The sequence below is a fragment of the Candidatus Zymogenaceae bacterium genome, assembly GCA_016931225.1.
GTDB lineage: Bacteria > Desulfobacterota > Zymogenia > Zymogenales > Zymogenaceae > JAFGFE01.
The window spans coordinates 22,146-47,215 of record JAFGFE010000015.1 but is presented as its reverse complement, the minus strand read 5'-3'; the positions used below and the strand labels follow the sequence as shown (position 1 = coordinate 47,215).

The 25,070-nt window shown below is 55.3% G+C and carries 23 protein-coding genes; 13 read left to right on the top strand and 10 right to left on the bottom strand.

Going from position 1 to position 25,070, the window contains the following annotated elements:
- Nucleotides 1-47: 47 nt before the first annotated feature.
- The gene (locus JW885_06575; protein MBN1881822.1) at nucleotides 48-473 is read right to left on the bottom strand and encodes a chemotaxis protein CheW; all 426 of its coding nucleotides are present in this window, start codon (nucleotides 471-473) and stop codon (nucleotides 48-50) included.
- A gap of 21 nt (nucleotides 474-494) precedes the next feature.
- Nucleotides 495-992 (bottom strand): chemotaxis protein CheW, encoded by a 498-nt coding sequence (locus JW885_06570; protein ID MBN1881821.1) that lies wholly within the window; start codon nucleotides 990-992, stop codon nucleotides 495-497.
- A gap of 461 nt (nucleotides 993-1,453) precedes the next feature.
- On the opposite strand from JW885_06570, the gene JW885_06565 reads away from it, so the two are divergent.
- Entirely contained in the window at nucleotides 1,454-2,077 is a 624-nt protein-coding gene (locus JW885_06565; GenBank protein ID MBN1881820.1) for an MBL fold metallo-hydrolase, read from the top strand.
- Between the two features lie 111 nt (nucleotides 2,078-2,188).
- On the opposite strand, the gene rsmA is transcribed toward JW885_06565, so the two are convergent.
- From rsmA to JW885_06545, 4 genes are all read right to left on the bottom strand, one after another.
- On the bottom strand, nucleotides 2,189-3,046 hold the full coding sequence (gene rsmA, locus JW885_06560) for a ribosomal RNA small subunit methyltransferase A (GenBank protein MBN1881819.1): 858 nt from the start codon (nucleotides 3,044-3,046) through the stop codon (nucleotides 2,189-2,191).
- Nucleotides 3,030-3,575: a DUF2062 domain-containing protein gene (locus tag JW885_06555; GenBank protein MBN1881818.1), complete on the bottom strand. Its 546-nt coding sequence runs from the start codon at nucleotides 3,573-3,575 to the stop codon at nucleotides 3,030-3,032. Before JW885_06555 ends, rsmA begins: the two co-directional genes overlap by 17 nt.
- The gene (tsaD, locus tag JW885_06550) at nucleotides 3,572-4,570 is read right to left on the bottom strand and encodes a tRNA (adenosine(37)-N6)-threonylcarbamoyltransferase complex transferase subunit TsaD (protein MBN1881817.1); all 999 of its coding nucleotides are present in this window, start codon (nucleotides 4,568-4,570) and stop codon (nucleotides 3,572-3,574) included. The genes JW885_06555 and tsaD overlap by 4 nt, the downstream gene beginning before the upstream one ends.
- Nucleotides 4,571-4,951: 381 nt before the next feature.
- Complete coding sequence (locus tag JW885_06545) at nucleotides 4,952-5,686, bottom strand: tetratricopeptide repeat protein (GenBank protein MBN1881816.1); 735 nt, start codon at nucleotides 5,684-5,686, stop codon at nucleotides 4,952-4,954.
- Nucleotides 5,687-5,834: 148 nt separating this feature from the next.
- Here JW885_06545 and xseA point away from each other — a divergent pair, with 148 nt between their 5' ends.
- The 9 genes from xseA to JW885_06500 all read left to right on the top strand — a co-directional run bounded on the left by xseA (nucleotide 5,835) and on the right by JW885_06500 (nucleotide 14,330).
- Entirely contained in the window at nucleotides 5,835-7,145 is a 1,311-nt protein-coding gene (gene xseA / locus JW885_06540; GenBank protein MBN1881815.1) for an exodeoxyribonuclease VII large subunit, read from the top strand.
- Nucleotides 7,138-8,043, top strand: a complete 906-nt coding sequence (locus tag JW885_06535) for a M23 family metallopeptidase (GenBank protein ID MBN1881814.1) — start codon at nucleotides 7,138-7,140, stop codon at nucleotides 8,041-8,043. The genes xseA and JW885_06535 overlap by 8 nt, the downstream gene beginning before the upstream one ends.
- Nucleotides 8,044-8,074: 31 nt before the next feature.
- The gene (locus tag JW885_06530; protein MBN1881813.1) at nucleotides 8,075-8,932 is read left to right on the top strand and encodes a M23 family metallopeptidase; all 858 of its coding nucleotides are present in this window, start codon (nucleotides 8,075-8,077) and stop codon (nucleotides 8,930-8,932) included.
- Nucleotides 8,933-9,168: 236 nt separating this feature from the next.
- Nucleotides 9,169-9,405 carry an exodeoxyribonuclease VII small subunit gene (locus JW885_06525; protein MBN1881812.1) on the top strand — a complete coding sequence of 79 codons (237 nt, stop codon included), beginning with the start codon at nucleotides 9,169-9,171 and terminating at the stop codon, nucleotides 9,403-9,405.
- A gap of 80 nt (nucleotides 9,406-9,485) precedes the next feature.
- A complete protein-coding gene (locus tag JW885_06520) occupies nucleotides 9,486-10,382 on the top strand; it encodes a polyprenyl synthetase family protein (protein MBN1881811.1) in 897 nt (298 codons plus the stop codon).
- A 6-nt stretch (nucleotides 10,383-10,388) separates the two neighbouring features.
- Nucleotides 10,389-12,320, top strand: coding sequence for a 1-deoxy-D-xylulose-5-phosphate synthase (locus JW885_06515; GenBank protein MBN1881810.1), 1,932 nt, complete (start codon nucleotides 10,389-10,391; stop codon nucleotides 12,318-12,320).
- On the top strand, nucleotides 12,295-13,065 hold the full coding sequence (locus tag JW885_06510) for a TlyA family RNA methyltransferase (GenBank protein MBN1881809.1): 771 nt from the start codon (nucleotides 12,295-12,297) through the stop codon (nucleotides 13,063-13,065). The genes JW885_06515 and JW885_06510 overlap by 26 nt, the downstream gene beginning before the upstream one ends.
- Complete coding sequence (locus JW885_06505) at nucleotides 13,058-13,894, top strand: glycerophosphodiester phosphodiesterase (protein ID MBN1881808.1); 837 nt, start codon at nucleotides 13,058-13,060, stop codon at nucleotides 13,892-13,894. The genes JW885_06510 and JW885_06505 overlap by 8 nt, the downstream gene beginning before the upstream one ends.
- A gap of 121 nt (nucleotides 13,895-14,015) precedes the next feature.
- Entirely contained in the window at nucleotides 14,016-14,330 is a 315-nt protein-coding gene (locus tag JW885_06500) for a hypothetical protein (protein ID MBN1881807.1), read from the top strand.
- Nucleotides 14,331-14,361: 31 nt separating this feature from the next.
- On the opposite strand, the gene JW885_06495 is transcribed toward JW885_06500, so the two are convergent.
- A complete protein-coding gene (locus JW885_06495; GenBank protein ID MBN1881806.1) occupies nucleotides 14,362-14,991 on the bottom strand; it encodes a 4-vinyl reductase in 630 nt (209 codons plus the stop codon).
- 727 nt (nucleotides 14,992-15,718) lie between these two features.
- Here JW885_06495 and JW885_06490 point away from each other — a divergent pair.
- The 3 genes from JW885_06490 to hisB all read left to right on the top strand — a co-directional run bounded on the left by JW885_06490 (nucleotide 15,719) and on the right by hisB (nucleotide 20,489).
- On the top strand, nucleotides 15,719-17,728 hold the full coding sequence (locus JW885_06490; GenBank protein ID MBN1881805.1) for a hypothetical protein: 2,010 nt from the start codon (nucleotides 15,719-15,721) through the stop codon (nucleotides 17,726-17,728).
- Between the two features lie 33 nt (nucleotides 17,729-17,761).
- The gene (locus JW885_06485; GenBank protein MBN1881804.1) at nucleotides 17,762-19,822 is read left to right on the top strand and encodes a hypothetical protein; all 2,061 of its coding nucleotides are present in this window, start codon (nucleotides 17,762-17,764) and stop codon (nucleotides 19,820-19,822) included.
- Nucleotides 19,823-19,895: 73 nt separating this feature from the next.
- Nucleotides 19,896-20,489 carry an imidazoleglycerol-phosphate dehydratase HisB gene (gene hisB / locus JW885_06480; protein MBN1881803.1) on the top strand — a complete coding sequence of 198 codons (594 nt, stop codon included), beginning with the start codon at nucleotides 19,896-19,898 and terminating at the stop codon, nucleotides 20,487-20,489.
- 99 nt (nucleotides 20,490-20,588) lie between these two features.
- Here hisB and JW885_06475 read toward each other — a convergent pair whose 3' ends face one another.
- The 3 genes from JW885_06475 to nadB form a co-directional block, all read right to left on the bottom strand.
- A complete protein-coding gene (locus tag JW885_06475; protein ID MBN1881802.1) occupies nucleotides 20,589-22,085 on the bottom strand; it encodes a polysaccharide biosynthesis C-terminal domain-containing protein in 1,497 nt (498 codons plus the stop codon).
- 104 nt (nucleotides 22,086-22,189) lie between these two features.
- The gene (locus JW885_06470) at nucleotides 22,190-22,639 is read right to left on the bottom strand and encodes a YbhB/YbcL family Raf kinase inhibitor-like protein (GenBank protein MBN1881801.1); all 450 of its coding nucleotides are present in this window, start codon (nucleotides 22,637-22,639) and stop codon (nucleotides 22,190-22,192) included.
- Between the two features lie 612 nt (nucleotides 22,640-23,251).
- Nucleotides 23,252-24,868, bottom strand: a complete 1,617-nt coding sequence (gene nadB, locus JW885_06465) for an L-aspartate oxidase (protein ID MBN1881800.1) — start codon at nucleotides 24,866-24,868, stop codon at nucleotides 23,252-23,254.
- Nucleotides 24,869-25,070 lie beyond the last annotated feature (202 nt).

Genomic DNA, 25,070 nt, shown 5'->3' with positions numbered 1-25,070 from the left:
CTTCGGTTTCGATAAAAAAATACCCATACTCATAAAACAAATCGATACTACATCAATGCTTCAACATTGAGGATTATAAATTTCATTTCATTCATTGCGCCGCGTCCGATGAAGTATTTTCTTACCGCTCCGGTAAATTTTTCGGGTATCGGCTCCGGTTCGTTTTCAATCTCTACAACCTGATAATTCCCGTCGATTGAAAGACCGAACGTCTCAGATCCGATGGTGATCAACACCGACATTTTCCCGATATCTTCTCCTCCCAAACCAAGACGCTTCTTGATGCTGATAAGCGGTACGGGAGCATCTTCGTGAATAAAAAAACCAAGGTAATACTCTTTCAGCAGAGGCGCATGAAACAGCCTCTCCACTGAAATAACCTTTCGTACATGGGATATTGATAGACCGAAATATCTTGACCCCAGGGTAAAGACAAAATATTGCCTCTCAATGTTTCCGTCCAGTAATCCCATATAATCCGGGGGAGTATTCTATCATTGTAAAGGCGAAAACGTATCAACCAACCAGGGGATATTGAGGAGGTAAATCACCGTATCTTCGCGTAACAAAATTCCCTTGTATACGTCGCTTTGCTCGTCCTTGACTTTATCCGGCATTCCGAACTGTGGACATTCCGTTTCATCCACAACACCGGAGATATGATCCGCTTCTATGCCTATCCATGGTATCTTTTTTGATTCACCCGGATCGCCTCTCAGCACGAGCATACTGAGTAATGCCGTATTCTCTGGTGAAACAGTGATGTCGTCACTTAGTTGCATGAATTTTCGAAAATTGAATACCGGTATCGACCATCCCCTGAGATTAACCGATCCGACAAAATTATCATCGGCCATCTCCGGCTCTACGGCGGATACCTGGATTATCTCCACCAGGTATTGAGCCTGGAGGGCGAAGAAGATATCAGCCACCGAGAAAATAATAACAAGATTCCTGTTTGAATCCTGAAAATGTCTTCCGCGATGAAGCACATCTCTCCCTGTTCCGGGGTCATCAACGTTTTACAAAATGTGTAATGTAAGCGAATATTGACTAAATGATGCATTCATGACCGAAAACGGTTCGTTTCCATCGGCCCAAATGCATTACATTGCCGCCCGACAGGACTTCTTGAACGGTCTTTCCTTCATCCTGAAGAACATTGCAAATACTATACTTTTTTTAATATTTTATGCTAAAAACAGTATCACAATCACCAGTAAGTGTCAAGATATAAAAAAGAAATCTGCGACTCGACACACATAAATATCAACATATGTTTATTTCAATGGAATATATATGCAACGATTTCGTCTCCCTCATTCCCCCTTTTCTCCCACACACGCCTTTCCTTCACGACGTCATGGAAGACCCTTGACACGACCGTATCGGCATAGTATTTTGTAAAAAAGGAGACTCATTTCATCGGAACATTACGGGAGATATCTACGTCATGAACGATATCATGGATACCATATCCTGGCTCGGCCATGCGGCGTTTCGCATCGACGGAGACATCACCGTCTATTTCGACCCCTTTCATCTTTCCGACGGCCCCACCGCCGACCTTATCCTCGTCACCCATACCCATTACGATCACTACTCCCCCGAGGATATCAAGAAAATCACCGGCCCCGACACCACACTGGTTATCACCGGGGATGCGGATGTCCCCGGCGATATCGATGTGGTTCGTGCGGCGCCCGGCAAAACCCTGGATGTCAAGGGTGTCCGGGTATCGGCCGTCGCCGCGTACAATACGAACAAGTCGTTTCATCCGAAGGAAAATCGGTGGGTCGGATACGTCCTCACCATGGGCGGGAACAAGATCTACCACACCGGAGATACAGACGTTATACCTGAGATGGAGGGAATCGGGCCTGACGTTGCCCTTGTCCCGGTGGGCGGCACCTACACCATGAGCGCCTCCGAGGCCGCCCGGGCTGTGAAGCTCATGAACGCCGTGAGCGCCGTTCCCATGCACTGGGGGGAAATCGTGGGGGAGAGAAACGACGCCGTCGAATTCGAGAAGCTTGTCGGTGGTTTTGCCCGGGTCGTCATCAAGGAAAAAAAATAAGCACATCCCCGGACAGATTTCACAACGACAGTGGTGAGTCCTTCATCCATCCCCAGAACCCCGGCCGGCACGCCTCCCACCATACGGTATCCGCTTTCTTCCCCCGACGGATCATGACTGATCAGGAGCATCCGGGTGCAGGATGTCATGCAGGGTATCGGCGATAATCGCGAATTCGCCGATGGTCAGCGTCTCCCCCCTTCTCGTGAAATCCAGTCCGGTTATCCCCTCGATTTCTGAAAGCGCATCCCGTTCGATGATATCCGAGAGGGACCTAAGGGCATTGCGAAGGGTCTTTCTCCTGGTTCCGAAGGACGCACGAACCACCCGCCGGAACAGCTGCATATCTTTGACGGGTACCCGTGATTCACGGAGCATATCGAACACGACGACCCGGGAGTCGACCTTCGGCCTTGGGTGGAAATTCCCCGGTCCCACGGAAAGGGCCGTGGACACGTCACACAGCATCGTCACCAACACCGTCAGCACCCCGTACTCCTTCGTCCCCGGTTTCGCCACGAGCCTTTGGGCCACCTCCTTCTGGAGCATCAGGACCATCCTTTCGACATGCTCCCGGACGTCGAGGAGCCTGAATATCAGCTCCGTCGAAATATTATAGGGGAGATTCGCCACCACCAGGAAGGAAGCGCCGATCCCCTTTCCCAGCTCCCGGTAATCAAACGACAGGGCGTCGCCGAAGACGATCTCGGCCCTGTCCCGAAAGGCGTCGGTCAGGTAACAGGCGAGCTTTCGGTCGGACTCGATGGCGATCACCCGGCCCGCCCGTTCCGTGAGCAGATCCGTCAAGGCGCCGGTCCCCGGTCCGATTTCCACCACCACACTCTCCGGTCCCGGCGCCGTGATGTCCACGATGCGCTGGGCGATATTCCTATTGGTCAGGAAGTGCTGCCCCCTCCCGTGGTACGGGGAGGCGCCCAGTGCGGTCAGGACATCAGACGTCTTCGTCATCGACCCGCCTCGATTTTTTCTTTCTCTTCATGACGACGGCGATATTCAGAGTCACCACGTAGGTAATGACGGCGCTGACTGCGCCGATAATGACAAACCCCGCCAGGACGGCAAGGAGGATATCCGTTCCCAGGGCGAGAAAGCCGGACAGATTCGAGAATCCCCCGGACGGCAGGGGATGAGAGATGCCGAGGATATATCCTCCCAGAAGTCCTTCTGCGGTATAGAGTATCGGCATGGTGAAGGGATTGGCCAGGAGTGTGAACCCGAGGGTCGACAATCTATTCGCCCGCACTCCCAGGGCGATGGGAAGGGCGATCCACGCCTGGAGCCCGATAAAGGGCGAGCAGGCGACGAACATCCCGATAGCGGCGCCCAGAGCTATCTGCCGGGGGCTGTCGTCGGAAAGAAACGCCTTCTTCAGGAGGGTGCGAAAGCTGTCTCCCTTTTCAAAGAGCGGCCGCTTTTCTTCCTTCCCCCCTCTCACTGATTCGGGAGTGAGGTCTTTTGAGGAATTCGTTCTGGTCATAGTTTCCATCGGGAAATCGCGTTCATGAAGAGATCGTGCTCCTTCGCCTCGGCCCGCCTCAGGACACCCACGGCGGCGATCATGGCGGCGTTATCGGTGCACAGTTTGATCGGCGGGGCGACGACGCGCATGCCGTTGCGGACCGCCTGTTTTTCCATCTCCTCCCTCAGCCTGCCGTTCGCCGCAACACCCCCGGTCAGTGTCACGGCGTCAACGCCGTGTTCCTCCGCGAGGCGAATCGTCTTATCCACCAGCACCTCAACCACCGCCTCCTGGAAGCCGTGGGCGATCCGGGCCACATCAATGTCCGAAATCCGTGCCTTTTTCTTGATATAATTCCTCACCGCCGTCTTGACGCCGGAAAATGAGAAATCAAACGAGTCTTTTTCCAGGTACGCCCGGGGGAAGGATAGCGTCTCGCCCGTGTATTCTCTTGCCTTCTCCTCAATGGGGCGTCCGCCGGGATATCCCAAATTCAAAAGCTTCGCCACCTTGTCGAATGCCTCCCCCGCGGCGTCGTCCCGTGTCCGGCCCACCAATCGATACGTGCCGGTGGATTCGGCCAGGTAGAGGTTGGTGTGTCCCCCGGACACCACGAGGCACACGAAGGGAAATTCCAAAGGATGCTCGGTCATGAGGCTCGAGGTGATGTGCCCCTCGATGTGATTGACGCCGATGATGGGAATCCCCCTCGCCTCACAGATCGCCTTTGCGGCGGAGACCCCCACCACCAGCGATCCCACGAGACCCGGTCCACGGGTTACCGCGATGAGGTCGATCTCATCGATGGAGACGTCGGCCGTCCTCAGGGCGTGGTCGATGACGGGGATAATGTTTTCCAAATGCCGCCTTGACGCCAACTCCGGCACCACCCCGCCGAATTTTCCGTGAATCTCATGCTGGGACGAGACGATGTTGGATTTGATCGTGAGATCGTCCGTCACCACCGCCGCCGATGTGTCGTCGCAGGACGTATCAATACCGAGAATATACATGCAGAACCGTTTTCTGAAATCTTATCGATAAGGCGGTCTCCCCGTCCGTGCCGCGCTGCGTGTGCCCCTGGCGCTCACGATACCACCGATGTTGCGGCATGCACCGCACATCATTTCCGATGTCGGCGACCTCTGGGCGCTTGCGACACCGCATACTCACCCCATCCCCGCCCACAGTGACCGCCGGGCACGCGGCGCTAAAAAAACGCCGATGTATGGCAAATCAGCGTCACGCCGTTTCAGCTTTTTGATACACAAATCGAACCACACACTGAGAGCAGACCACCCCCTCACCGGCATATTGTACCACCCTCCCCCCGTACTGACAACGACAAAACATCTTGGCATCCTTACGCTTCCCAACGCTCCTTTTTCACAATCCTATTTATACAACTCCTCCAGGGTCGCACACGCCTCGGTGACGCCTCCGTTGCATGCACGCTCGAAATCGACCTCCGTCCTCTCCATATCCCCCATGTCACGATAGATCAGGCCGCGGGTATAGTACGAGGCGGCATTCTCCTCCAGCGCGATCGCCCGCTCGATATCGGCCATAGCCTCGTCATATCTCCCCATCTCCCGGTAGATGTTCGCCCGGGTATCGAGGATGACGGAAAGGTGATGCGTCTCGTCGGTGCCGACGAGACTGGCGGCACGGGCGACGTCCTCCAGGGCGCCCTCATAGTCGTCCATCTGCAAGCGGATAAGTCCCCGGTTGTTGTACGCCTCGACAAACGCCGGATCCAGATCGATGGCCCTTGTATAGTCATCGACGGCATCACCATAGCGCCCCATCTCATCGTAGACGATCCCCCGATTGTAATAGGCGTCACGAAATTCCGGGTCCAGCGTGACGGCCCTCGTGTAGTCATCGATTGCGTCATCGGAGCGGCCCGCATCCGCATAATCAATCGCCCGATAGTAATATGCCCACGCCCAGTCGGGAGCGAGCTCTATCGCCTTCGTGTCACACCTGATCGCCTTCCGATACTTCCCCTGTGATGAATACTCAATCCCTTTATCCAGCCAGTACCACGGACTCTCGGCCCATGCCGCAGCTGAAAGAATGATAAGGAGCGCACCCGCCACGCCGATGACACCACTCCAGAATTTCACCCCATCGCCCTCCCATACGTTGTACCATCAAACAATCGACATAAGATGCGCCGGAAGTAAAAAATTCACCTTGCGGCACTCTTCCTTTTGGATTACACTGGCACAATACATCGGAAGACAGTCAGCGTCAAGGGGGGACGCATTATCCGTGCAGGACAACCTTATTCATACGATATGGAACGTTTCCGATCTGACCTCGGAGATATCCGATATCCTCGAATCCTCATTCCCCTTCGTCTGGGTACAGGGAGAGATCTCGGGCCTGCGCACCCCCTCTTCTGGACACATCTACTTCACCCTCAAGGACGACGCCGCCCAGATTCGGGCGGTCCTGTTCCGCCACCAGGCCGCGCGATTGAAAAAGGGATCGGATCTCCTTCAGACGCCGGCTGAGCGGGGCGGGCGGCCCGGAAACGATTCACTGTTTCCCGATTTGGAGGCCACAGGCGGCCCGCCCCCTCTCCTGGAAGAGGGGCGGCAGGTAGTCCTCTTCGGAAGACTCGGGGTCTACGCCGCCCGAGGCGAGTACCAGATCATTGTCGAGACGGTGGAGCCGGTGGGAATGGGTGCCGTGACCGCGGCCCTCGAGGAGCTCAAACGGGAGCTCTTTGAGGCGGGCTATTTCGACGAATCGAGGAAAAAGCCGATCCCGACCCTTCCCTCCACCATCGCCCTGGTCACATCCCCGACCGGTGCGGCGCTGTTTGACATGATTCGCGTCATCTACCAGCGGATGCCGGGCGCCCACGTGGTGGTGGTGCCGTGCCTCGTCCAGGGGGAAGACGCCCCGAAAAGAATCGCCGAGGGCATCGAGACGGTCAACGCCCATGGGCTTAGTGATGTGATCATCGTCGGCAGGGGGGGCGGAAGCTTCGAGGACCTTCTCGCCTTTAATACAAAAATCGTCGCCGATGCGATATACAACTCCGATATCCCCGTTATATCCGCCGTGGGCCATGAAATCGATGTGACGATCTCCGACCTGACCGCGGACGTGCGGGCGGCCACCCCCACCGCCGCAGCCCAGATGGTGGTGCCCCGTACGGACGAGATACTAATGGACCTGGACGAGGCGGCGACCAGACTCATCCACGCCGTGAAAAGACGCACAGAACGCGCCCGGGTCGATGTCATCCGGCTCAGACGATCGCTCGGGAGTCCCGCCGTATCCCTGGCCTACGCCCGGGAGAAGATCGATCGCATCTCAGATGTGATGACCTTTTCCATAAACCGGTCCCTTCAAACGAGGAGGGAACGTCTCTTTTCCCTGACCGCCGCAATGGATCGCCTGAGCCCGCTGGGTGTGCTCTCACGGGGATACGCCATCGTCATCAGGACGGAAGACGGCCGAATCCTTCGAGATGCGGGAGACATCCAGCCGGGAGATCGGGCCGATATCCGGCTGATGCGGGGAAGCCTCGTTACCGTTGTAGAAAAAAGGACCCTGACAGATGAATGACGGCAGACGATCCCTGTTCATATCGCTTTACGTGTTTCTTTGTATCATCTGCTCCTCACCGCTCCGGGCCGACGACGGCTCCATCCGCATCAACTGCCCCGATGTCGTCCACCAGGGAGAGATTCACACCGTCGGCGTCTGGGTCGGAGAGGACGCCGTCTCGGTCACCGGCTCCTTCATGGACAGAACCGTCCCGTTTTTCCAGAGCGACTACCCGGGGGCGTTTACCGGGTACCTGGGAATCGACATGGTGGAAGAGACGGGAACGACGTCCTTTTCCATCAGCGCATGTTACGCCGGCGGAACCATAGAGAGGGCCGCCTGCGATATCACGGTGGCCCCGACGGATTTTAAAACGCAGAATCTCACGATGGATTCAGGATGGATTTCGTTCGACGAAGCGACCAAGGCTTTGTTGAAAGAACAACATAAAACTCTTGAAGACCTTTTATTGACAAACAGTCCCGACCGCCTCTGGAAGGAGCCCTTTCTCTGGCCCGCGGAAGGACGTATTTCGACGGAGTTCGGCGCCCGCCGCACCATAAACGGTACGGTCCAGTATCCCCACGGCGGCATCGACATCGCCGCGAACCTGGGCACGCCGGTGCCGGCTTCTAACCGGGGGCGTGTGGCCCTGGTGTATGAAGGGGTGATTTCAGGAAAGACCGTCGTCCTCGACCACGGAAAAGGACTGTATACCTTCTATTGCCACCTCTCTCACATCACAATAGATGAGGGGGACACAGTCGAGCGGGGCGATGAGATCGGGTGGGTTGGCGGCACCGGACGGGTGACCGGCGTGCACCTTCATTTCAGTGTCTTCCTGAACGGCGCCTGCGTGAATCCAGAAAACCTCCCCGGAATCAAACGCCACGGAAACGATAATGAAACGGACTGACATGTATTCTCTCCATCACACCGGAAGACGAATGAAACACATTCTGATTTTCTGCTGCGTAATACTCGCATGCTTCGGCGTCAAGGGCCTCTCCGCCGAGATCACCTATCCCGCCTCCATTAAACAGGGGGGGGTCGACGTGGTCACCATCATCGGGGGCGGCCCCATCAGCACCGCCGTCGGCTCCTTCAACGGCAGGACCGTCTATTTCAATCCGGCATCATCGGACACCGAATACCTGGGCCTCGTCAGCGCCCACCTCCAGACGGATCCGAAGGACGCGAGCCTGAGAGTCGAGATCTCGTACGTTGACGGCACGAGTGAGATCATCAGCCGATCGATTGCAATCGTCGACGGCGATTACGAAACCCAGTATCTTACACTGGATGAGAAGTGGACCAGTTATGACGAGGAAACCCTCGCCCGGATTCAGCGGGAAAACAATATCATCGGCGCCCTATTCAAGACCGAAACGCCGGATAAGCTCTGGACGGAGCCCTTCATGATGCCGCTTTTAGGACGCATCACCGGGGAGTTCGGTCTGAGGAGATACATCAACGACGAGCCGCGATCGCCCCACAGCGGGATCGATATCAGCGCCGTCACCGGCACGCCTATCCTCGCGGCCAACGACGGCCGTACCGTGCTCGTCATGGATATGTTCTTCTCCGGCCTCTCCCTTTTCATTGATCACGGCCAGGGACTCTACACCATGTACTTTCACCTGTCGGATGTGCTGGTGGAGGAAGGAGACGACGTCCGCCGGGGCGATACCGTCGCCCTGGTGGGGGCCACCGGCCGGGTAACCGGGGCGCACCTCCACTTCGGCGTGAGACACACAAACAACAAGGTCAATCCATGGGACTTGGTGAACGCCCTCTCTCCGTAACATTTGGAGATCGTTTCGACACATCGGGAAATCGAGTAGACTCATCTTTATCGCCGTGTGGACGGAGACAGACACCGAATATACGTCTGAGGGTATATGGCGTTGACAATGATAATATTGAAATACCAACCATTTCGTGTTATAAATGTGATATGGAGTAACCGGTCGGATTGCGCACACAAAATCGTTTTTTAGGGTGCGCGGTGCCGACGCGTCAGTATTGTATGGAACACCAAATGTCGAATATTGATTTTGACGACGGCCTCAAAAAGCTGGAAGAGATAGTGGAGCGTCTCGATCGGGGGGAGCTTACCCTCGAGGAGTCCCTTTCAATTTTTGAGGAAGGCATCAAGCTGACCCGTACCCTCACGCGGCACATCGAAGAGGCTGAAAAGAAAATCGAGATTCTCACAAGCAGCGAAAACGGACACATTACCCTCGACGGTTTCGACGCCGACGATTCGGGATCGTGATAGATGAGAAACCCACTCGAAACCATACAGGATGGATCGTTGCCACTTTTCCATGACTCCTACGTGACGGCGTCGAGATGATGTCATCCTTCGACCTGAGCGCATATCTCAAAGAACGGATCGGCCGGGTGGACGAGTATCTCACGGGCATCATCGATTCCATCGACGATTCATCCGGCGACCTGAGGCGGGCCATGAGATACAGCATCTTCGCCGGAGGAAAGCGACTCCGACCCATGTTCGCCATCGCCGCCTCCGAAACCGTGGGCGGCTCTCTGGGACAGGTCCTCCCGGCGGCGTGCGCCTTGGAATTGATACACACCTACTCGCTCATACACGACGATCTTCCCGCCATGGATAATGACGACTACCGCCGGGGTGTCCTGACCAACCACAAGGTATTCGGCGAGGCGACGGCCATTCTTGCAGGTGACGCGCTTTTAACGAAGGCGTTCGAGGTGCTCTCAGACATCACACGGTTCGCCGCCGATCCGACCTCTCTCCTTCAGATTTCGTCCGAGATCGCCCGGGCCGCCGGTGACGCCGGCATGGTCGGCGGGCAAATGCTAGATATGGAATCGGAACATCGGGACATAGACCTTGACACGCTCACGATGCTTCACCGAAAAAAGACCGGCGCCCTCATTATCGTCTCGGTTCGGACGGGGGCGATCCTGGGGGGCGGGGACGAGATACAAGTGAAACAATTGTGCGAATACGGCGAATGTGTGGGCCTCGCGTTTCAGATATCCGACGATATTCTCGATGTGGTGGGGGATCAGGGAAAGCTGGGCAAGAGAACCGGCATGGATGAGGCTCGGGGGAAGCGAACCTTTATCTCTCTGTTGGGCCTCGAGGAATCCCGAAAGAGATCCAAAGACCTGATAGAACGGGCGATCGACGCCCTTTCATCATTCGGCGAGCGGGCCGAGGCGCTGAGGGCCATCGGCAGATACGTTATAGAACGACAGGCGTAATACACCATGAAAAACATACTTGACACCATCAACGGTCCGGAAGACCTGAAATCATTGTCGATTGAGGAGATGGAGCTCCTCGCCGCGGAGATCCGCGAGTTGATTATAGATACGGTCTCCAAAACCGGGGGGCATTTGGCGTCGAGCCTCGGCACCGTCGAGCTGACCATCGCGCTGTATCACGTGTTTCAGCCGCCAAAAGACCTGATCATATGGGATGTGGGACATCAGGCATACACCCATAAGATCCTCACCGGAAGAAAGGACTGTTTCGGGACACTCAGGTGTCTCGACGGTATATCGGGCTTCCCCAAGCGCTCCGAATGCCCCGAAGACGTCTTCGGGACCGGTCACAGTTCCACCTCGATATCCGCTGCCCTGGGCATCAGCACCGCCTGGGATATCCAAAAGAAACCCGAGGACTCCCGGGCGCTGGCGGTTATCGGCGACGGCTCACTCACCGGGGGCCAGGCATTTGAGGCGCTCAACCAGGCGGGACATCTCGTCAAGGACGTCATCGTCATCGTCAATGACAACGAGATGTCCATCTCTCCCAATGTCGGGGCGCTGTCGTCGTTCCTCTCCCGCAAGCTCTCCACCCGTCCGGTGATGAATCTTAAAAAAGAGATCGTTCACCTGCTCAAATCGGTGCCCGGCATCGGCGAAGATATCTATAAGGTCGCAAAACGCGCCGAAGACGCCATCAAGGGCTTTTTGATGCCGGGTATGCTCTTTGAAGCGATGAATTTCCAGTATTTCGGTCCCATAGACGGACATCGCATAGACCGACTCATAGAGACCCTTACAAATATAAAGGACATCGAGGGGCCGATCCTCCTTCATGTCCTGACAAAAAAAGGAAAGGGCTACCTCCCGGCTGAGGAGAATCCCTCCCGGTATCATGGTGTGGGGGTATTCGATGTGGAAACCGGCAGTCCCATCGGGCCGAAGAATGATATCCCCACCTACACCAAGGTGTTCAGTGATGTGATAGTGGAGCTAGCGAAAAAACATGATTCCATCGTGGCAATCACGGCCGCCATGGCGGAGGGTACGGGGCTTACCACCTTTTCCGGTCGTTTCCCGGACAGATTCTTCGATGTGGGCATCGCCGAGCAGCACGCGGTCACCTTTGCGGCGGGCCTGGCGACTCAGGGGCTCATCCCCATCGTCGCGGTGTATTCCACCTTTCTCCAGCGCGCCTACGACCAGATACTCCATGACGTTGCCCTGCAGGACCTCCCGGTGATCTTCGCCATAGATCGCGGCGGCATTGTGGGAGAAGACGGCCCCACCCATCACGGGCTGTTTGACATGTCCTATCTCAGGAACATTCCAAACCTCATTATCATGGCCCCCCGGGATGAAAACGAGTTCGCCCGCATGCTTGTCACGGCGGTCGAGTGCAAAAAACCGATCGCCGTTCGATATCCGAGGGGGAAAGCCCTGGGTGTCGCTGTGGACGACGATCCTCAGCCCATTCCCATCGGAACCTCCGAAACACTCATCGAAGGCAATGACCTGACCATCGTCGCCATCGGTTCGATGGTGGAGCCAGCCATGGATGCGGCCCGGCGACTCTTAACCAGAAAAATAACCGCAACGGTCATCGATGCCCGTTTCGTCAAGCCGCTGGACATCCGCGCCATCAGCGCATCGGTACAAAAAACCGGCGCTCTTTTGACGATCGAAGAGGGGATTTTGAGCGGCGGCTTTTCCAGCGCGATCCTCGAGGGGCTCGCTGCGGACTCCGCCCTCCCCCGGTCGATAAAACGATTGGGCATCGGCGACCGGTTTGTGGAGCACGGCCCCCAGAGCGTACTCAGAGATCGATACGACCTGTCATCCCGGGGCATCTTTCAGGCCGCCCTGGACCTTCTCGGTACAAGAGAAAAGGCACCTACCGATATTGATGAAACCGTACACGGCACGCGATAAACTGCGCCTCGATACGGCCCTTGTCGAGGGGGGCCTGGTTCCTTCCAGGGAGAAGGCCCGTGCGGTCATCATGGCGGGACACGTTCTTGTAAACGGCGACCGCGTCGACAAGGCGGGATTTCGGGTGAGCACCGATGACGACCTTTCGATCGTCTCCCCGCCGCACCCGTACGTGAGCAGGGGCGGTGTAAAGCTCCAGGGCGCTCTGGACGAATTCGGGCATGACCCGGGTAATGCCGTCGCCCTGGATGTGGGAGCGTCCACCGGCGGCTTCACCGATTGTCTCCTCAAAAGCGGCGCACAGAGGGTCTACTCACTGGATGTGGGATATGGCCAGTTTGCCTGGAGCCTCCGGTCGGATCCTAAGGTCGTGCTCATGGAACGCACGAACATCCGCCACACTACTATCGATGCCTTTCCCGAACCGATAGACCTCGCGGTCATCGATGTATCCTTCGTCTCGCTCTCACTGGTGCTGCCGAGGGTCTTTGACATCCTCACCTCCGGTGGTTACGCCATCGCCCTTATCAAACCACAGTTCGAGGTGGGAAGGGGTGATGTGGGAAAGGGTGGTGTGGTGCGGGATGAAAAAAAACACAAAAAAGCCGTCGACTCCGTCGCCGCGGCTGCACAGGAGCTGGGCTTCGTCGTGAAAGGCACCTGCACCTCACCTTTAATGGGTCCCAAGGGAAACACGGAATTTTTCATTTATCTTTACAAACCATCGGAGCGGGTCAATGTCTAAAAAACATGCGTCCAAAAAGACCATTCCCATGAAATCATTCTTCGGTCTTCCCCGACCGATCATTTTCGCCCATCGAGGCGCCTCGGGAACGTATCCCGAAAACACCCTCCCCTCATTCCAGGCCGCGGTACAGATCGGCGCCCACGTGCTGGAGACGGACACCCGCATCACACGAGACGGTATCCCGGTGCTCGCCCACGATCCAAGCCTCCTTCGCACCGCCGGGGTTGACGTGCATGTCGAAGACCTGACGCTGAAGGAACTGAAGGATTTAGACGCAGGGTATTCATTCTCTCCCGACAATGGTTCGACGCATCCATTCCGCGGCACGGGGGTTCAGGTCCCCACCCTTGAGGAGTTCGTTCAGACGTTTCAGGATATCCCGGTGAATATGGAAATCAAGGCGGGAACCGAACAGAGCACGAAGATTGTGCTTGACGTGCTCGAATCGAACAACGCCCTGGATCGGTTTCTATTGGCGTCGTTCCCGCCTGATGCGATGAGATATATTCAAAGAGAGAGACCGACCACCCTCACCGGTGCGTGCAAGGAAGACGTACTGCGTGTACTTGTTCGATCCGCCCGGTGCGACAGAAAGATCCGTGACTATCCCTTCACCGCTCTGCAGGTCCCGGAGCGGCAATCGATCATTCCCGTCGTCACCCGCCGATTTCTCTCATACGCACATAGATACGGCGTTCACGTACACGTGTGGACCATCAACGAGGAATCGGATATGCGACGGCTCTTTGATATGGGCGTTGACGGTATCTTCACAGACCATCCCGAACGGGCGCTGGCCGTTCTCGAAGAGAGACGCACGGCATAGGCGAAATTCTTCTTCTCTCCTTCGGACCCTGAATCGTTTTTCACTCACCGACATCAAAAGCTGAAAGATGCCCGCAGAGATTGGATTCTCTTTTTCTACACCCATGCAGCGGAGATTCATTATGTCCCAATCGTCCATAGACGCCATACGATCTTCTCTCACTCACCTTATTGCTTCCCTCGAGTCGGAGAACAGCGACGGTATTCTTGACGCCCAGTCCGATTTTTCCCGGGCGGTTGACGCCGCGAAATCCCTTCATGACCAGGGAAAAATCCTTGTGGACGTGAAGGGACTCCCCGCCACCATGCATATATACGCAACCCGGGACCTTCCCAAACTCATCTCCGAAAAAGGAAACCACCCTTCCATCATCAAGGAACTCAATCAGTTCCGTCGGGTGATGGATAAGGTGGTTTCTCCCAGGGAGATCGACTGACACATCAGGGAATGCCCTGCTTCAGTTGTGTTCAGTCGTCACCCTGATTTTCCTTGATCTCAAATACACATGCCGGGTCCCCCATTGCCCGACAGGCGGTCTCCGTCACCTTGTACCTTTTTTTCGTGGCCCAGAACACCGCCTCGTCGTCAAATCCCACCTCACCGTAACAGATAGGGGTTTTTGAGTTCTCTATGCTGTGGCACCAGCTGCATCGATGTATGCTGACGATAAATGAACCGTCGACTTCCTCGAAGGTCTGATGCCCCTCTCCGAATATTTGATTTGTTTCGTATGTAATAGCATTAAGCAATGTCGAGATACGCTCCCTGTCCGCGGCCATCTTCTCAAGTTCGATCCCCACCAGGCCGAACAGCTCCGGGCTCTTTTCAACAACGTTTCGAAATCCCTTGCGTCCGGCATTGGTCATGATCGCCCGGGCGCCCTTTTCTCCTATAACTTCAATCAATCCTTTCACGAGGAATGAAAAATCCGTTGCCGGGTATACTTGTTCCGCGTCGTTCGGGGGGATGTTATCACGAAATTTTGTCATCGAGCTGACATTCAGAATCGCATTGAGTCCGTTTTTCCCCATAACGTCCTCAATCGTCACCAGCGCAATATACAGAAGCGAGTTGGGAATGTTTTGTTTTTCAAGCATAGTAGTTCTCACACCTATTGAGAAGGAATTATTAAAAAATCACTATCACTCCGAAAAAAATTCCTGAGAGACGAATCCGTCCGTTCACCTCCTTTCTAATGTTTCGGTAATATCTATCTATATGAAAAACACACTTTTTTGTAGCGGCGTCCCGGCAGTCGATTTCCTCCACCGGATAATGTCAGTACGCCGAGAATCCATGGGCAATATGTCCCCGACCCAGTGCCACCTTTTTCAAGCTTACGGGCGAATATGCCCACATGTTCCGGTCCATCCTTACGTGCGAGCCCGACCTCCTGCCGACCAGCCTTCCTCAGTAGGACTTTTAGCACAGTCTCCGCCGATAAGGTCGATCAATCCACTTATCAGGGGGCTGATGCCCGAAGACTTTTGCTTCTGTTTTTTGTTATTCGGGGGATATAAATCCCTGAATGTCGACATTTCGGATATGTTAAGAATGGGATGAGGACCGTTTTTCCTCATCATATCATCCAGGATAGTCAGCATCACAGGGAACAGAGAATTCGGCTTCGTTCTCTCTTTGATGATGCTTTTTTTTTTATAACAAAATTTTTTGATAAAGTCAAAAGGGAAACGCATCACAGGAGTGTTCCACAACGACTGAAAGGCTTTTACCCTTGACATGGGACCCCAAGCGACTTATAACCTATCATATATACGCATATATACAATTCACGTCCATCTTTTCTGACGCTCTGAGTTTTTCATGAAGATTATAAAACTGCTCTGTGTCAGTGTTATTGCGGCACTGGTGATCATCGCAGGTTTCTTGGTCCACCTGTTCAAGGTATATCCAAAGGCGGATTATACGGTTCCGTTCACAAGCACGGAGAACGACTATCACATTGAATCCGTGGACGGAATCAATCTCCTGGTATATCACAATCTCCCCTATCCAACCGATTTTGAGGCATCGACCTACCCCGCTCAAAACCTGGGCGGAACCTGGAAGATGAAAACGGACCCGAACGATACGGGGATGGACGACGGGTGGCAGCACACGACCGAGCCCGGCGATGACTGGATGGACATCGTCGTTCCATCATCGTACGTCGGCACCGACGGTTCTTTTTCGAACTATCGAGGCGTTACCTGGTATTTTCTCGATTTTTCATCCGATCTCAACACAGATACCGAGACCTTCACCCGCCTCGGGTTTGACGGCGTGCACATGTGCGCGGACGTCTGGCTCAACGGCACATACCTGGGCGGTCACCGGGGGGGAGACACCCCCTTCTATTTCGACGTCTCGGACCACCTTGAGCGCAATAAAAATATCCTCATTGTTCGGTCGGACAATCGTCCCGATTACGACACACTGCCGGTAAAAACATGGGAACGTCAAAGCCCCGAACGGGAATGTGTCGGGGGCATTCATCGAGACGTCGTTCTCGAAAGCATTCCGAGACATTACATCTGTAAGGCAGTGGCGGATATGTCCCTCTCCAAAAACAAAGGCGATGTGTCGGTCTCGGTGGTCATCCACAATCACGATCTCACCGGCCCCTACATCCTTTCGGGAGCGCTCATCTCCCCTGACGGTGAGGAAATAGACCTGGGATCGTACATCTTTGAATCGTCCGATGAATTCGAACTGCACACATTGAAGTGCGAGGTGGATAATCCGAAGACCTGGTCGCCGAACCACCCGCGGCTCTATCGTCTCATGCTCACCCTGAAGACGAAGAGTCGAGTGGAAACACTGGAGACGAAAACCGGATTTCGCACCGTTCGGATCGTGGGCTACGGAACCGACCCGGGCGTCTACATCAACGACATCAACACCTTCATCAGGGGCGTCTCTCGATACGAGGACGTCGTGGATTCGGGATCGGAGCCGATGACTGATAACATCGCCAAAGACCTCGGTCTGATACAGGATATGAACGCAAATTTCATTCGCATGGCCCACTCCTCCCACGACGTCCGTGAAATCAGGGCGTGCCGTGACCTGGGAATCATGGTCTCCGAGGAGATTCCGTACAACAACATCGGCATGGGCTGGGTGGACTGGTACAATAAAAAGGGGACCCTGTTCGAGCTGCCGGTGCGGACTTTCGGGATGCGCCAGCTTAACGACCCACACCTCATGTCCCTGGCCCAGCGCATGCTCATCGAGATGGTGGAGCGGGACATCAACAATCCGGCGGTGATCATATGGATTGCGGGCTCTGAGTCGTACACCCTCTTCGATGAGGGGGGGCGTTTCCACGGCTGGATGCGTGATGTGATACGATCGTTCGATTCCACCCGCCCGGTTTGCACGTTCGAATACACCTATGACATTCGCCTTCTGGACGCCGAAAAACGAGCGGCGCCCTCCATGGATCTGATCGCCGTCGATTCTTCCTCCGACCTCCACGCCGGCGGCCCCGAAGACCTGGGACTGTACCTCGACCGTATTCACAGGCGATATCCCGACAGGCTCCTATTTCTTTCAGACTTCTGTGTCCCGGCCGGACTCGACTGTATTGATGCAGACGGCACGTACTCGGAAGAAGACCAGGCGATGCTCATCGAGGAATATATGGAGATCGCCCGTTCAAAAAATTACATCGCCGGCGTATGTCCCGCCGTCTTCGCAGATAGTCTGTATCCCGGCGACTCGGCACCGTTCTTACACTCTTCGGGAGTGATGACCTCGGGGCGTGAACCGAAGGCCGCCTATGATGTTCTCACACAGATGTATCACGACATCAAGACAAACGGAAGATAGACCGAATCCTGTAGCCCCTCAAGCGAGGATACCATGAAATCGATCGTGAAGAAAATCGTATGCGGAATCTTTTCTGTGATTCTCGCGGCGATCGTCATCGTCGTCTGTGCATGGCTGTATCTGACCTGGGTATATCCCCGGGTCGACTACACCTTCCCGGATACCGACAGCGACGGAGACTTCACCATCGTCACCGTGGGGGATACGAACATCCTGGTGGAATACGGCCTCCCCTACCCCACGGTCTTCGAGGACACCAACCGCCCGATCCAGGATCTCTCCGGCTCCTGGAAGATGCGGTTTGATCCCGACGAGGTGGGACTGGATGAGGAATGGTTCCTCATACGGGATGCGGACGACTCCTGGGAGGACTACACCGTTCCCTCAACGTACAACGCATTCGAGGGTCCCTATCGCCATCATACCGGCGTGACCTGGTACATGCTCACCTTTACCGCGGATGGGTCGTCACCTCCCAACCCGATCACCCGGCTCTGCTTTCGGGGCGTGCTCCTGACCTCGGATGTGTGGCTCAACGGCAACCACCTGGGGCACCGGGACGGGGGCTACACGCCGTTTTACTTCAACGTCACCGACTTCATCAGGCCCGGCGAGACGAACACCCTGATCGTCCGGGCGGACAATCGCATCAGATTCGACACCCTGCCCCCGAAACAGTACAGGTACCACACCCAGGGAGGCTGGGGGGAATACGGCGGCATCTACCGTGATGTGTACCTGGAGAAGCTGCCCGGACAGTACCTGTGCAAGGTCGTGGCGCGGGCCGTCCCGGAGGAAACCGGCGGCACTTTGGACATGACTATCGTCGTGCATCGTCTTGCCGGCGGCACCGAATGTACGATCGAGGGAGAGGTCGTCGGTCCGGATGGAATGATCTATCCCATAGACATCGATACGCCGATTGCCGAAGGGGAATATCGGCTGTATCCCGCCGGCGCCTCGATCCCCGCACCGCGGCTCTGGTCAACGAAGGATCCCGCAACCTACACCGTGAAGCTCCACCTCCAGGACCGTATGTCTGATGACCGGGTGTCGGTGGTGACCGGTTTTCGCACCATCGAGATCACAAATGACGCGCTCCTGATAAACGGTGAGGAGACGGTGCTGTTGGGCATATCGAAACACGAAGACGACCCGTATCTTGGCGCCACCCAGAACGAGGCCGTTATCGACAGGGATCTCGACCTGATAGAGGAGATGGGTGCGAATTTCATCAGGATGTCCCATTACCCCCACGACATCCGGGAAATCAGGGCCTGTCGTGACAGGGGAATCATGGTTTCCGAGGAAATCCCCCATTACCAGGTCGGCCTTGGCTGGACCACCTGGTTCGGGACCGGCAGGGAGCTCTTTCGGTTCCCCGCCTCGACCTTCGGGATGAAGCAGTTGCATTCAGAATCCCTGGTCGTCTCAACCCGTCGCCAGCTCATCGAAATGGTGGAGCGGGACATCAACAACCCGGCGGTCGTTCTCTGGTTCGTCTCCAACGAGAGCTACTCGCTGTATACATCCGGCGGCCGTTTTTACGGCCACCTGAGGGATGTCATCAGGGCCTTCGACGACTCGCGCCCGGTAACGAAGGCTGAAGTCACCTATGACATTCCCTTCTTCGATACCAAGCGCATGTCGGCCGACTATCTCGACATCGCGTCGGTCAACAGCTATTACGGCTGGTATTACGGCACGGCAAAAGACGCAGGAATGAAGCTAGACACCTATCACGAACAGCACCCGGACCGACTGGTGTTTCTCTCCGAGTTCGGCGCCAGCGCCGCCCCCGGGCGAACGGACGAGGACGGGAGCTACGTGGCCGATCGCGTCAGCCCGGGGAAAACATACTCGGAAGAATATCAGGAATATGTCATCCGCACGTACCTCAATGCGTTTCGTGAGCGAGAGTACATCGTGGGTGTTTCTCCCTGGATATTCGCCGACTTCTACTGCCCCTGGTTTCCGGGGAACGTCGTCCCCTATTACAACATGAAGGGAGTCGTCTCCAAAGATCGCATTCCGAAGCACTCATATGAGACCCTGAAGGAAATCTACACGGACATCGCCGAGAACGGGAGATAGAAGCCGTCCCTTGGCGTGTGTACCAAACCTGTAAGAAACACATTCATCGAACGAGATGAGAGATGAGGAAGCAATGAAGAGAAAGGCCGAGATCACCAGGACCACTGCGGAGACGAATATCCGTCTCTCCATCGATCTGGACGGCACGGGCGATTATTCCGTTTCCGGACCCGCGGGATTTCTCAACCACATGCTGGAGCTGCTCGCCCGGCACGGCATGTTCAATCTGACCGTTGCCGCTGAAGGCGATCATCATGTGGACCTCCACCATACCGTGGAGGATATCGGCATCTGTCTCGGCGAGGCGGTTCTGAAGGCATTAAGTGATAAATCCGGCATCGCGAGATACGGCAGCGCACGGGTCCCCATGGATGAGTCCCTGGCCACCGCCGCGGTGGACCTCTCCGGGCGTCCCTACCTGGTATACGATGTATCGTTTTCGTCCAACAAGGTTGGGGAGTTCGACGTCGAGCTTTTCGAGGAGTTCTTCAGGGCCTTCGCAAACCATGCCAGGGCCACGGTGCATATCGTCCTGGAACACGGCGCCAACGCCCATCACATCGCCGAGGCCTGTTTCAAGGCGTTCGCCCGGGCGCTGTCCAATGCGGTGAGTCTCGATCCCCGTTTTTCCGGCGTTCTCTCCACCAAGGGAACGCTCACCGAATAAAAGCATTCCGCCTCACGGGCATGCGCCCGTGAGGCGGTCGATTCCTTTTGTTCGGCACTCACCGGACACAGTATCCGCCTCATCCGGGGCGGGCATTGGTCAGTGAAGTCGCGATGTGTCTCTTGTCTTTCTCGCCGACTCCCAGACCTTCTCGATCACATTCATCGGTGTGACGTTTCCGATTTCCACGGAGAGATCAAGATATCCGACGAAGACGAGCATGAGAAGCGTCGTCACTCCCGCAAGCACAGCCACAAGAAACGATTCTCCCAGAAGATCTACCAGAATCACGGCGATACCGGCGGCCACGATCCCATAGAGGATCGTCGTCCATCGATCGACCGGCATGTTCACATCATTCAGCGTTTCGGTCATGGCGAGGTAATACCAGAAAAATGAGAGCGTGCCCGCAAGCGCCGCTCCGTATATCCCGAAGGCGTGGACCATCAATACACTGAGAATAAAATTGATCAGAAGTGTCTGGATCGAGATAATGCCGACCGTTTCAGACTTTCCCGTCCTCACAAGTATTCCCTCATATATCGTCGTTGCGCCGTACAGTACGACCCCCGGTAAAAGAAACAGGAACGCCCCCGTGGACGCCAAATAGTCGTGGGTGGATGGAAATATCACACCGATAATCTTTTTATACAGGATCGCCGTACACACGGCGATCACCAGCATCGCCGCCGTCCCGTATGCGAAGTATCCCCGGATGCCTCTTTTCGCATCCACGCCGATCCCTGTATCGCCCGTGTCTTTCGGCCGCGTCAGCATCACCTCTCGGATCACCTCCCAGGGAAGAAGGATCAGACGAGTCACCAGTATCGCAACCGCATAGACGCCCACCGATGAGGCCGACATGAAGTAGCCGATGATAAGCACATCGATACGGACGTTCACCTCACCGGCGCTTCCGGAAAAGCTTCTTCGTACCGAAGAGAGAAGAAGTCCCGGCGCCGTTTCCGAAAATCCGCTGAAATCCAGCGGAAAGAACCAAGCCCGCTCGCGGCGTATGAGGGTGATGGTCAGAATCAGATCCGATATGAAAAACGCGGTGAGCACCAGGTAGATGTTTTTGGTCACACTCATGACGACGGCGACACACAGGAAGATGATACGCTTTTTCATCCGGTATCGATTCGCCGTCTTGTGCCCGTCCAGAACCGCAAGGAAGTTGCATATCGTCTCGTTGAACACACCGGGAACAAACGCAAGGGATACCAGACACACCACCCGCCACAGATCGTAGATATCAAACGCCTGGGAGATCCGCCTCGATATCATGAAACCGAAGACGGTCGCCGCTAGGCCGAATACCACGACAAACAGGAGCGCTGTCGTGACGAGCCGCCTTTGCTCATTCTTCGGGATGCCGGTGAGTTTCGGGACAAACACATGCGTCACGCCGGAGGAGCATGCCAACACCCCCAGGACGTACATGGTCAGGGCCATGGAGAAGAAACCAAGCCCCCCGGGACCGAATCGGTTGCCGATGAAGACGGTGAGGAAGAATCCGAGCACGAATAAAATCAGGTCGGTCCTTATTCCGGCATACGTATCGGACATGATACCCGTGCGGGGACGATCGATCATAAATTGTCTGCTCCGGGTGATGCGGTGTCTTCAATGTCGGTCACCCGCCCCATACAGGAGAGAGAAAAATCGAGGTGAGCGGGAGGGCGAATGTCTCTTTTCGTCTACTTGCTGTAGGTGCCCATCAGTGTATATTCGGCCAGAGTGATGTCCTTGATCGCTCGTTTCAGCTTGCTCTTGGACGCTCCGGGATCAACGTCGGGATAGTCGGACAGGGCGTATATCTTGAAGTTGTATCGATGAACGCCGCTGGGCGGACATGGGCCTCCGTATGCGGCCTTACCCCAGGAGTTTTTCCCCAGCACGGCGCCGATCGCCTCCGTATCCAGTGCCTCGTCCAGGCCCCCCAGGGCCGGATCGATGTTCCAGATGACCCAGTGCACCCAGACGCCGCCGGGTGCGTCCAGATCGTCCATGATAATGGCAAGGGTTACACACCCCTCCGGCACCCCAGACCACTCAAGGGGCGGTGTCACGTCCATACCGCTGCAAGTGTATTTGCTCGGTATTCTCTGGCCGTCATCGAATGCTGAGCTTATGAGTGAAAAAGACATGTCCCCCATCTCCTGGGCGACGGCGGTCCCCAGCATCAGGAAAAAGACACACGACACCAGTATGCCGAATCTCAATGCTTTGCACATGGCGAACCTCCCAGTAGGAATGAGATAATATTTTTATACTATAGCATAATACTGTACAAATACAATACGTTACATTCGGGCGGATATGTCATCTTCCTTTTCACGTGAAGGGCTGTCGTCTGTGGATATCGCGAAAGCATCACGGGCCTGAAATGGTATCAACGGTCGGGACGGCGACAAGCAAAAAAATTCTCGTCCCCTTACCCGGAGACATCAATATGATGAGAAACCCGATTATCGTCGGCGGCGGTGTTGTCTGTAAATGCGTCCTCTCGGATGATGTGGAGGCCTGGAATCATATCGTGTCCGCATCAGAGAAAGTCGCCGCACACACACCATTGTGAACAACCTCCAACCATCTCTCATTGGCACGGCACACGAACCCCATCGGCCTCGACAATGAGGAAAACAGAATTTTTTTCTTGAAGTCACGCGGCACATCCGGGTATCGGGCCGCATGCAAACTATGAGGTCAGGTCATATATGGTATGGATATCGTTCCCTCTTCTCATAAGCTGCCCCGCTTCAATCCCAGTCCGTCCGCATCAATACCGTATCACGGTGAAATCGTTTGTCGTCCCGTTTCGGGTAATCGATGGTGCTGTGAAGCCCCCTGCTTTCCTTTCGCCACCGGGCGCTCCTGACAATCAGGTTAGCCACCAGTGCCAGGTTCCTGAGTTCAATCAGGTCGGATGTTATGGTGAAGTTCCAGTAGTATTCCTGAATTTCTTCGAACAGGGCCGTGGACCTGCGCATGGCCCGTTCTAGTCTCTTGTCGGACCTCACGATCCCGACATAATTCCACATGAATCTCCGGATTTCTTCCCAGTTCTGGGTAATAACCACCTGCTCGTCACTGTCCACCGCCCCCTTGGGATCCCAGGGCGGTGCATCCGGCGGATCCGATGTGTCCAGCATCTCTTCCTTCGCCGACCGTGACGCCCGGTCGGCATAGACCACCGCCTCTAAAAGCGAGTTTGAGGCCAGCCGATTTGCGCCGTGCAGACCCGTGCATGTCACCTCCCCCGCGGCGTATAATCCCCGAATACTGGTCCTTCCATCCATGTCCACAACAACCCCGCCGCAGATATAATGGGCCGCCGGTACCACCGGTATGGGCTGCGCGGTGATATCGATGCCGAATTGCAGACAGGATTGGTAAATATTCGGGAATCGATCCCTGATGAATGTCTCACTCCGATGGGATATATCAAGAAACACACAGTCATCACCGCTCTTCTTCAATTCCATGTCTATGGAGCGCGCCACGATATCCCGGGGCGCAAGCTCTCCCCTTTGATCGTACTCCTTCATGAATTCCCGGCCGTTTTTCAGGCGGAGGATACCGCCCTCACCCCGGACCGCCTCGGAGATCAAGAATGATTTCGCATCAGGGTGAAAAAGACAGGTGGGATGAAACTGGACGAATTCGAGATTCGCCACAGTCGCGCCCGATCGATACGCCATCGCCACTCCATCCCCGCTGGCGATATCAGGGTTCGACGTATAGAGATAGACCTTTCCCGACCCGCCGGTGGCGAGAAATGTGATCTTGGCGAGATATGTCTCGATCCTGTTTTCCTCCTTGGACAAGACATACGCCCCCCACACCCTCTCGGGAGCGATCGGCTTTCCGGACACCGTGCGATCGGTGATGAGATTCACCGCCAGGTGATCTTCAAAGACATCGATGTTTTGGTGCTCGCGCACCTGATTCACCAGGGCCTGTTCGATTTCCGCCCCGGTCAGATCCTTTGCATGGAGGATGCGTCGATGGGAATGACCGCCCTCCATCCCCAGGTCATATGACTCATCACTCTTTTTCGATTTCGAGAAATGAACACCCAGATCAATCAGCCGCCGGATCATATCCGGCCCGCTGGTCACGACCATCTCCACCACATCTTCATGGCACAGCCCCGCCCCGCATTCGAGGGTGTCTATCACATGATTCTGAAATGAATCATCCGGAGACATGACCGAGGCGATCCCCCCCTGGGCGTAATTTGTGTTCGATTCCTTTTCTTCCTTCTTGGTAATCACGGCAACCCGCCCGCTCCTCGCCGCCTCAAGGGCGAACGAGAGCCCCGCAATACCGCTGCCTATAACGAGGTAATCATACCGATACGATTGTGTGCTCACAACTCTTCCATACCAATAGAAACAGAATGCTCATGTGCATTCATGTTATATCAGTCAGGCGAGACACCGTCAAGTCGGCTGATACGGAAAATGCGTTTTTCTTTCTAGATGACCGTCATATTTGTCCTTTTGTGGTTCTTTCCATATAAAATGTACTGTGTCCATTCAAGTTATGTTTTCATTTTACTCGGTTTTGTGTATA

Bases quoted from the DNA above. Each gene is read 5' to 3' on its own strand.
- JW885_06575 (MBN1881822.1), bottom strand. From the start codon at position 473: ATGGGATTACTGGACGGAAACATTGAGAGGCAATATTTTGTCTTTACC.
- JW885_06565 (MBN1881820.1), top strand. From the start codon at position 1,454: ATGAACGATATCATGGATACCATATCCTGGCTCGGCCATGCGGCGTTT.
- rsmA (MBN1881819.1), bottom strand. From the start codon at position 3,046: ATGACGAAGACGTCTGATGTCCTGACCGCACTGGGCGCCTCCCCGTAC.
- JW885_06555 (MBN1881818.1), bottom strand. From the start codon at position 3,575: ATGACCAGAACGAATTCCTCAAAAGACCTCACTCCCGAATCAGTGAGA.
- tsaD (MBN1881817.1), bottom strand. From the start codon at position 4,570: ATGTATATTCTCGGTATTGATACGTCCTGCGACGACACATCGGCGGCG.
- JW885_06535 (MBN1881814.1), top strand. From the start codon at position 7,138: ATGAATGACGGCAGACGATCCCTGTTCATATCGCTTTACGTGTTTCTT.
- JW885_06530 (MBN1881813.1), top strand. From the start codon at position 8,075: ATGAAACACATTCTGATTTTCTGCTGCGTAATACTCGCATGCTTCGGC.
- JW885_06525 (MBN1881812.1), top strand. From the start codon at position 9,169: ATGTCGAATATTGATTTTGACGACGGCCTCAAAAAGCTGGAAGAGATA.
- JW885_06520 (MBN1881811.1), top strand. From the start codon at position 9,486: ATGTCATCCTTCGACCTGAGCGCATATCTCAAAGAACGGATCGGCCGG.
- JW885_06515 (MBN1881810.1), top strand. From the start codon at position 10,389: ATGAAAAACATACTTGACACCATCAACGGTCCGGAAGACCTGAAATCA.
- JW885_06510 (MBN1881809.1), top strand. From the start codon at position 12,295: ATGAAACCGTACACGGCACGCGATAAACTGCGCCTCGATACGGCCCTT.
- JW885_06505 (MBN1881808.1), top strand. From the start codon at position 13,058: ATGTCTAAAAAACATGCGTCCAAAAAGACCATTCCCATGAAATCATTC.
- JW885_06500 (MBN1881807.1), top strand. From the start codon at position 14,016: ATGTCCCAATCGTCCATAGACGCCATACGATCTTCTCTCACTCACCTT.
- JW885_06495 (MBN1881806.1), bottom strand. From the start codon at position 14,991: ATGCTTGAAAAACAAAACATTCCCAACTCGCTTCTGTATATTGCGCTG.
- JW885_06490 (MBN1881805.1), top strand. From the start codon at position 15,719: ATGAAGATTATAAAACTGCTCTGTGTCAGTGTTATTGCGGCACTGGTG.
- JW885_06485 (MBN1881804.1), top strand. From the start codon at position 17,762: ATGAAATCGATCGTGAAGAAAATCGTATGCGGAATCTTTTCTGTGATT.
- hisB (MBN1881803.1), top strand. From the start codon at position 19,896: ATGAAGAGAAAGGCCGAGATCACCAGGACCACTGCGGAGACGAATATC.
- JW885_06475 (MBN1881802.1), bottom strand. From the start codon at position 22,085: ATGATCGATCGTCCCCGCACGGGTATCATGTCCGATACGTATGCCGGA.
- JW885_06470 (MBN1881801.1), bottom strand. From the start codon at position 22,639: ATGTCTTTTTCACTCATAAGCTCAGCATTCGATGACGGCCAGAGAATA.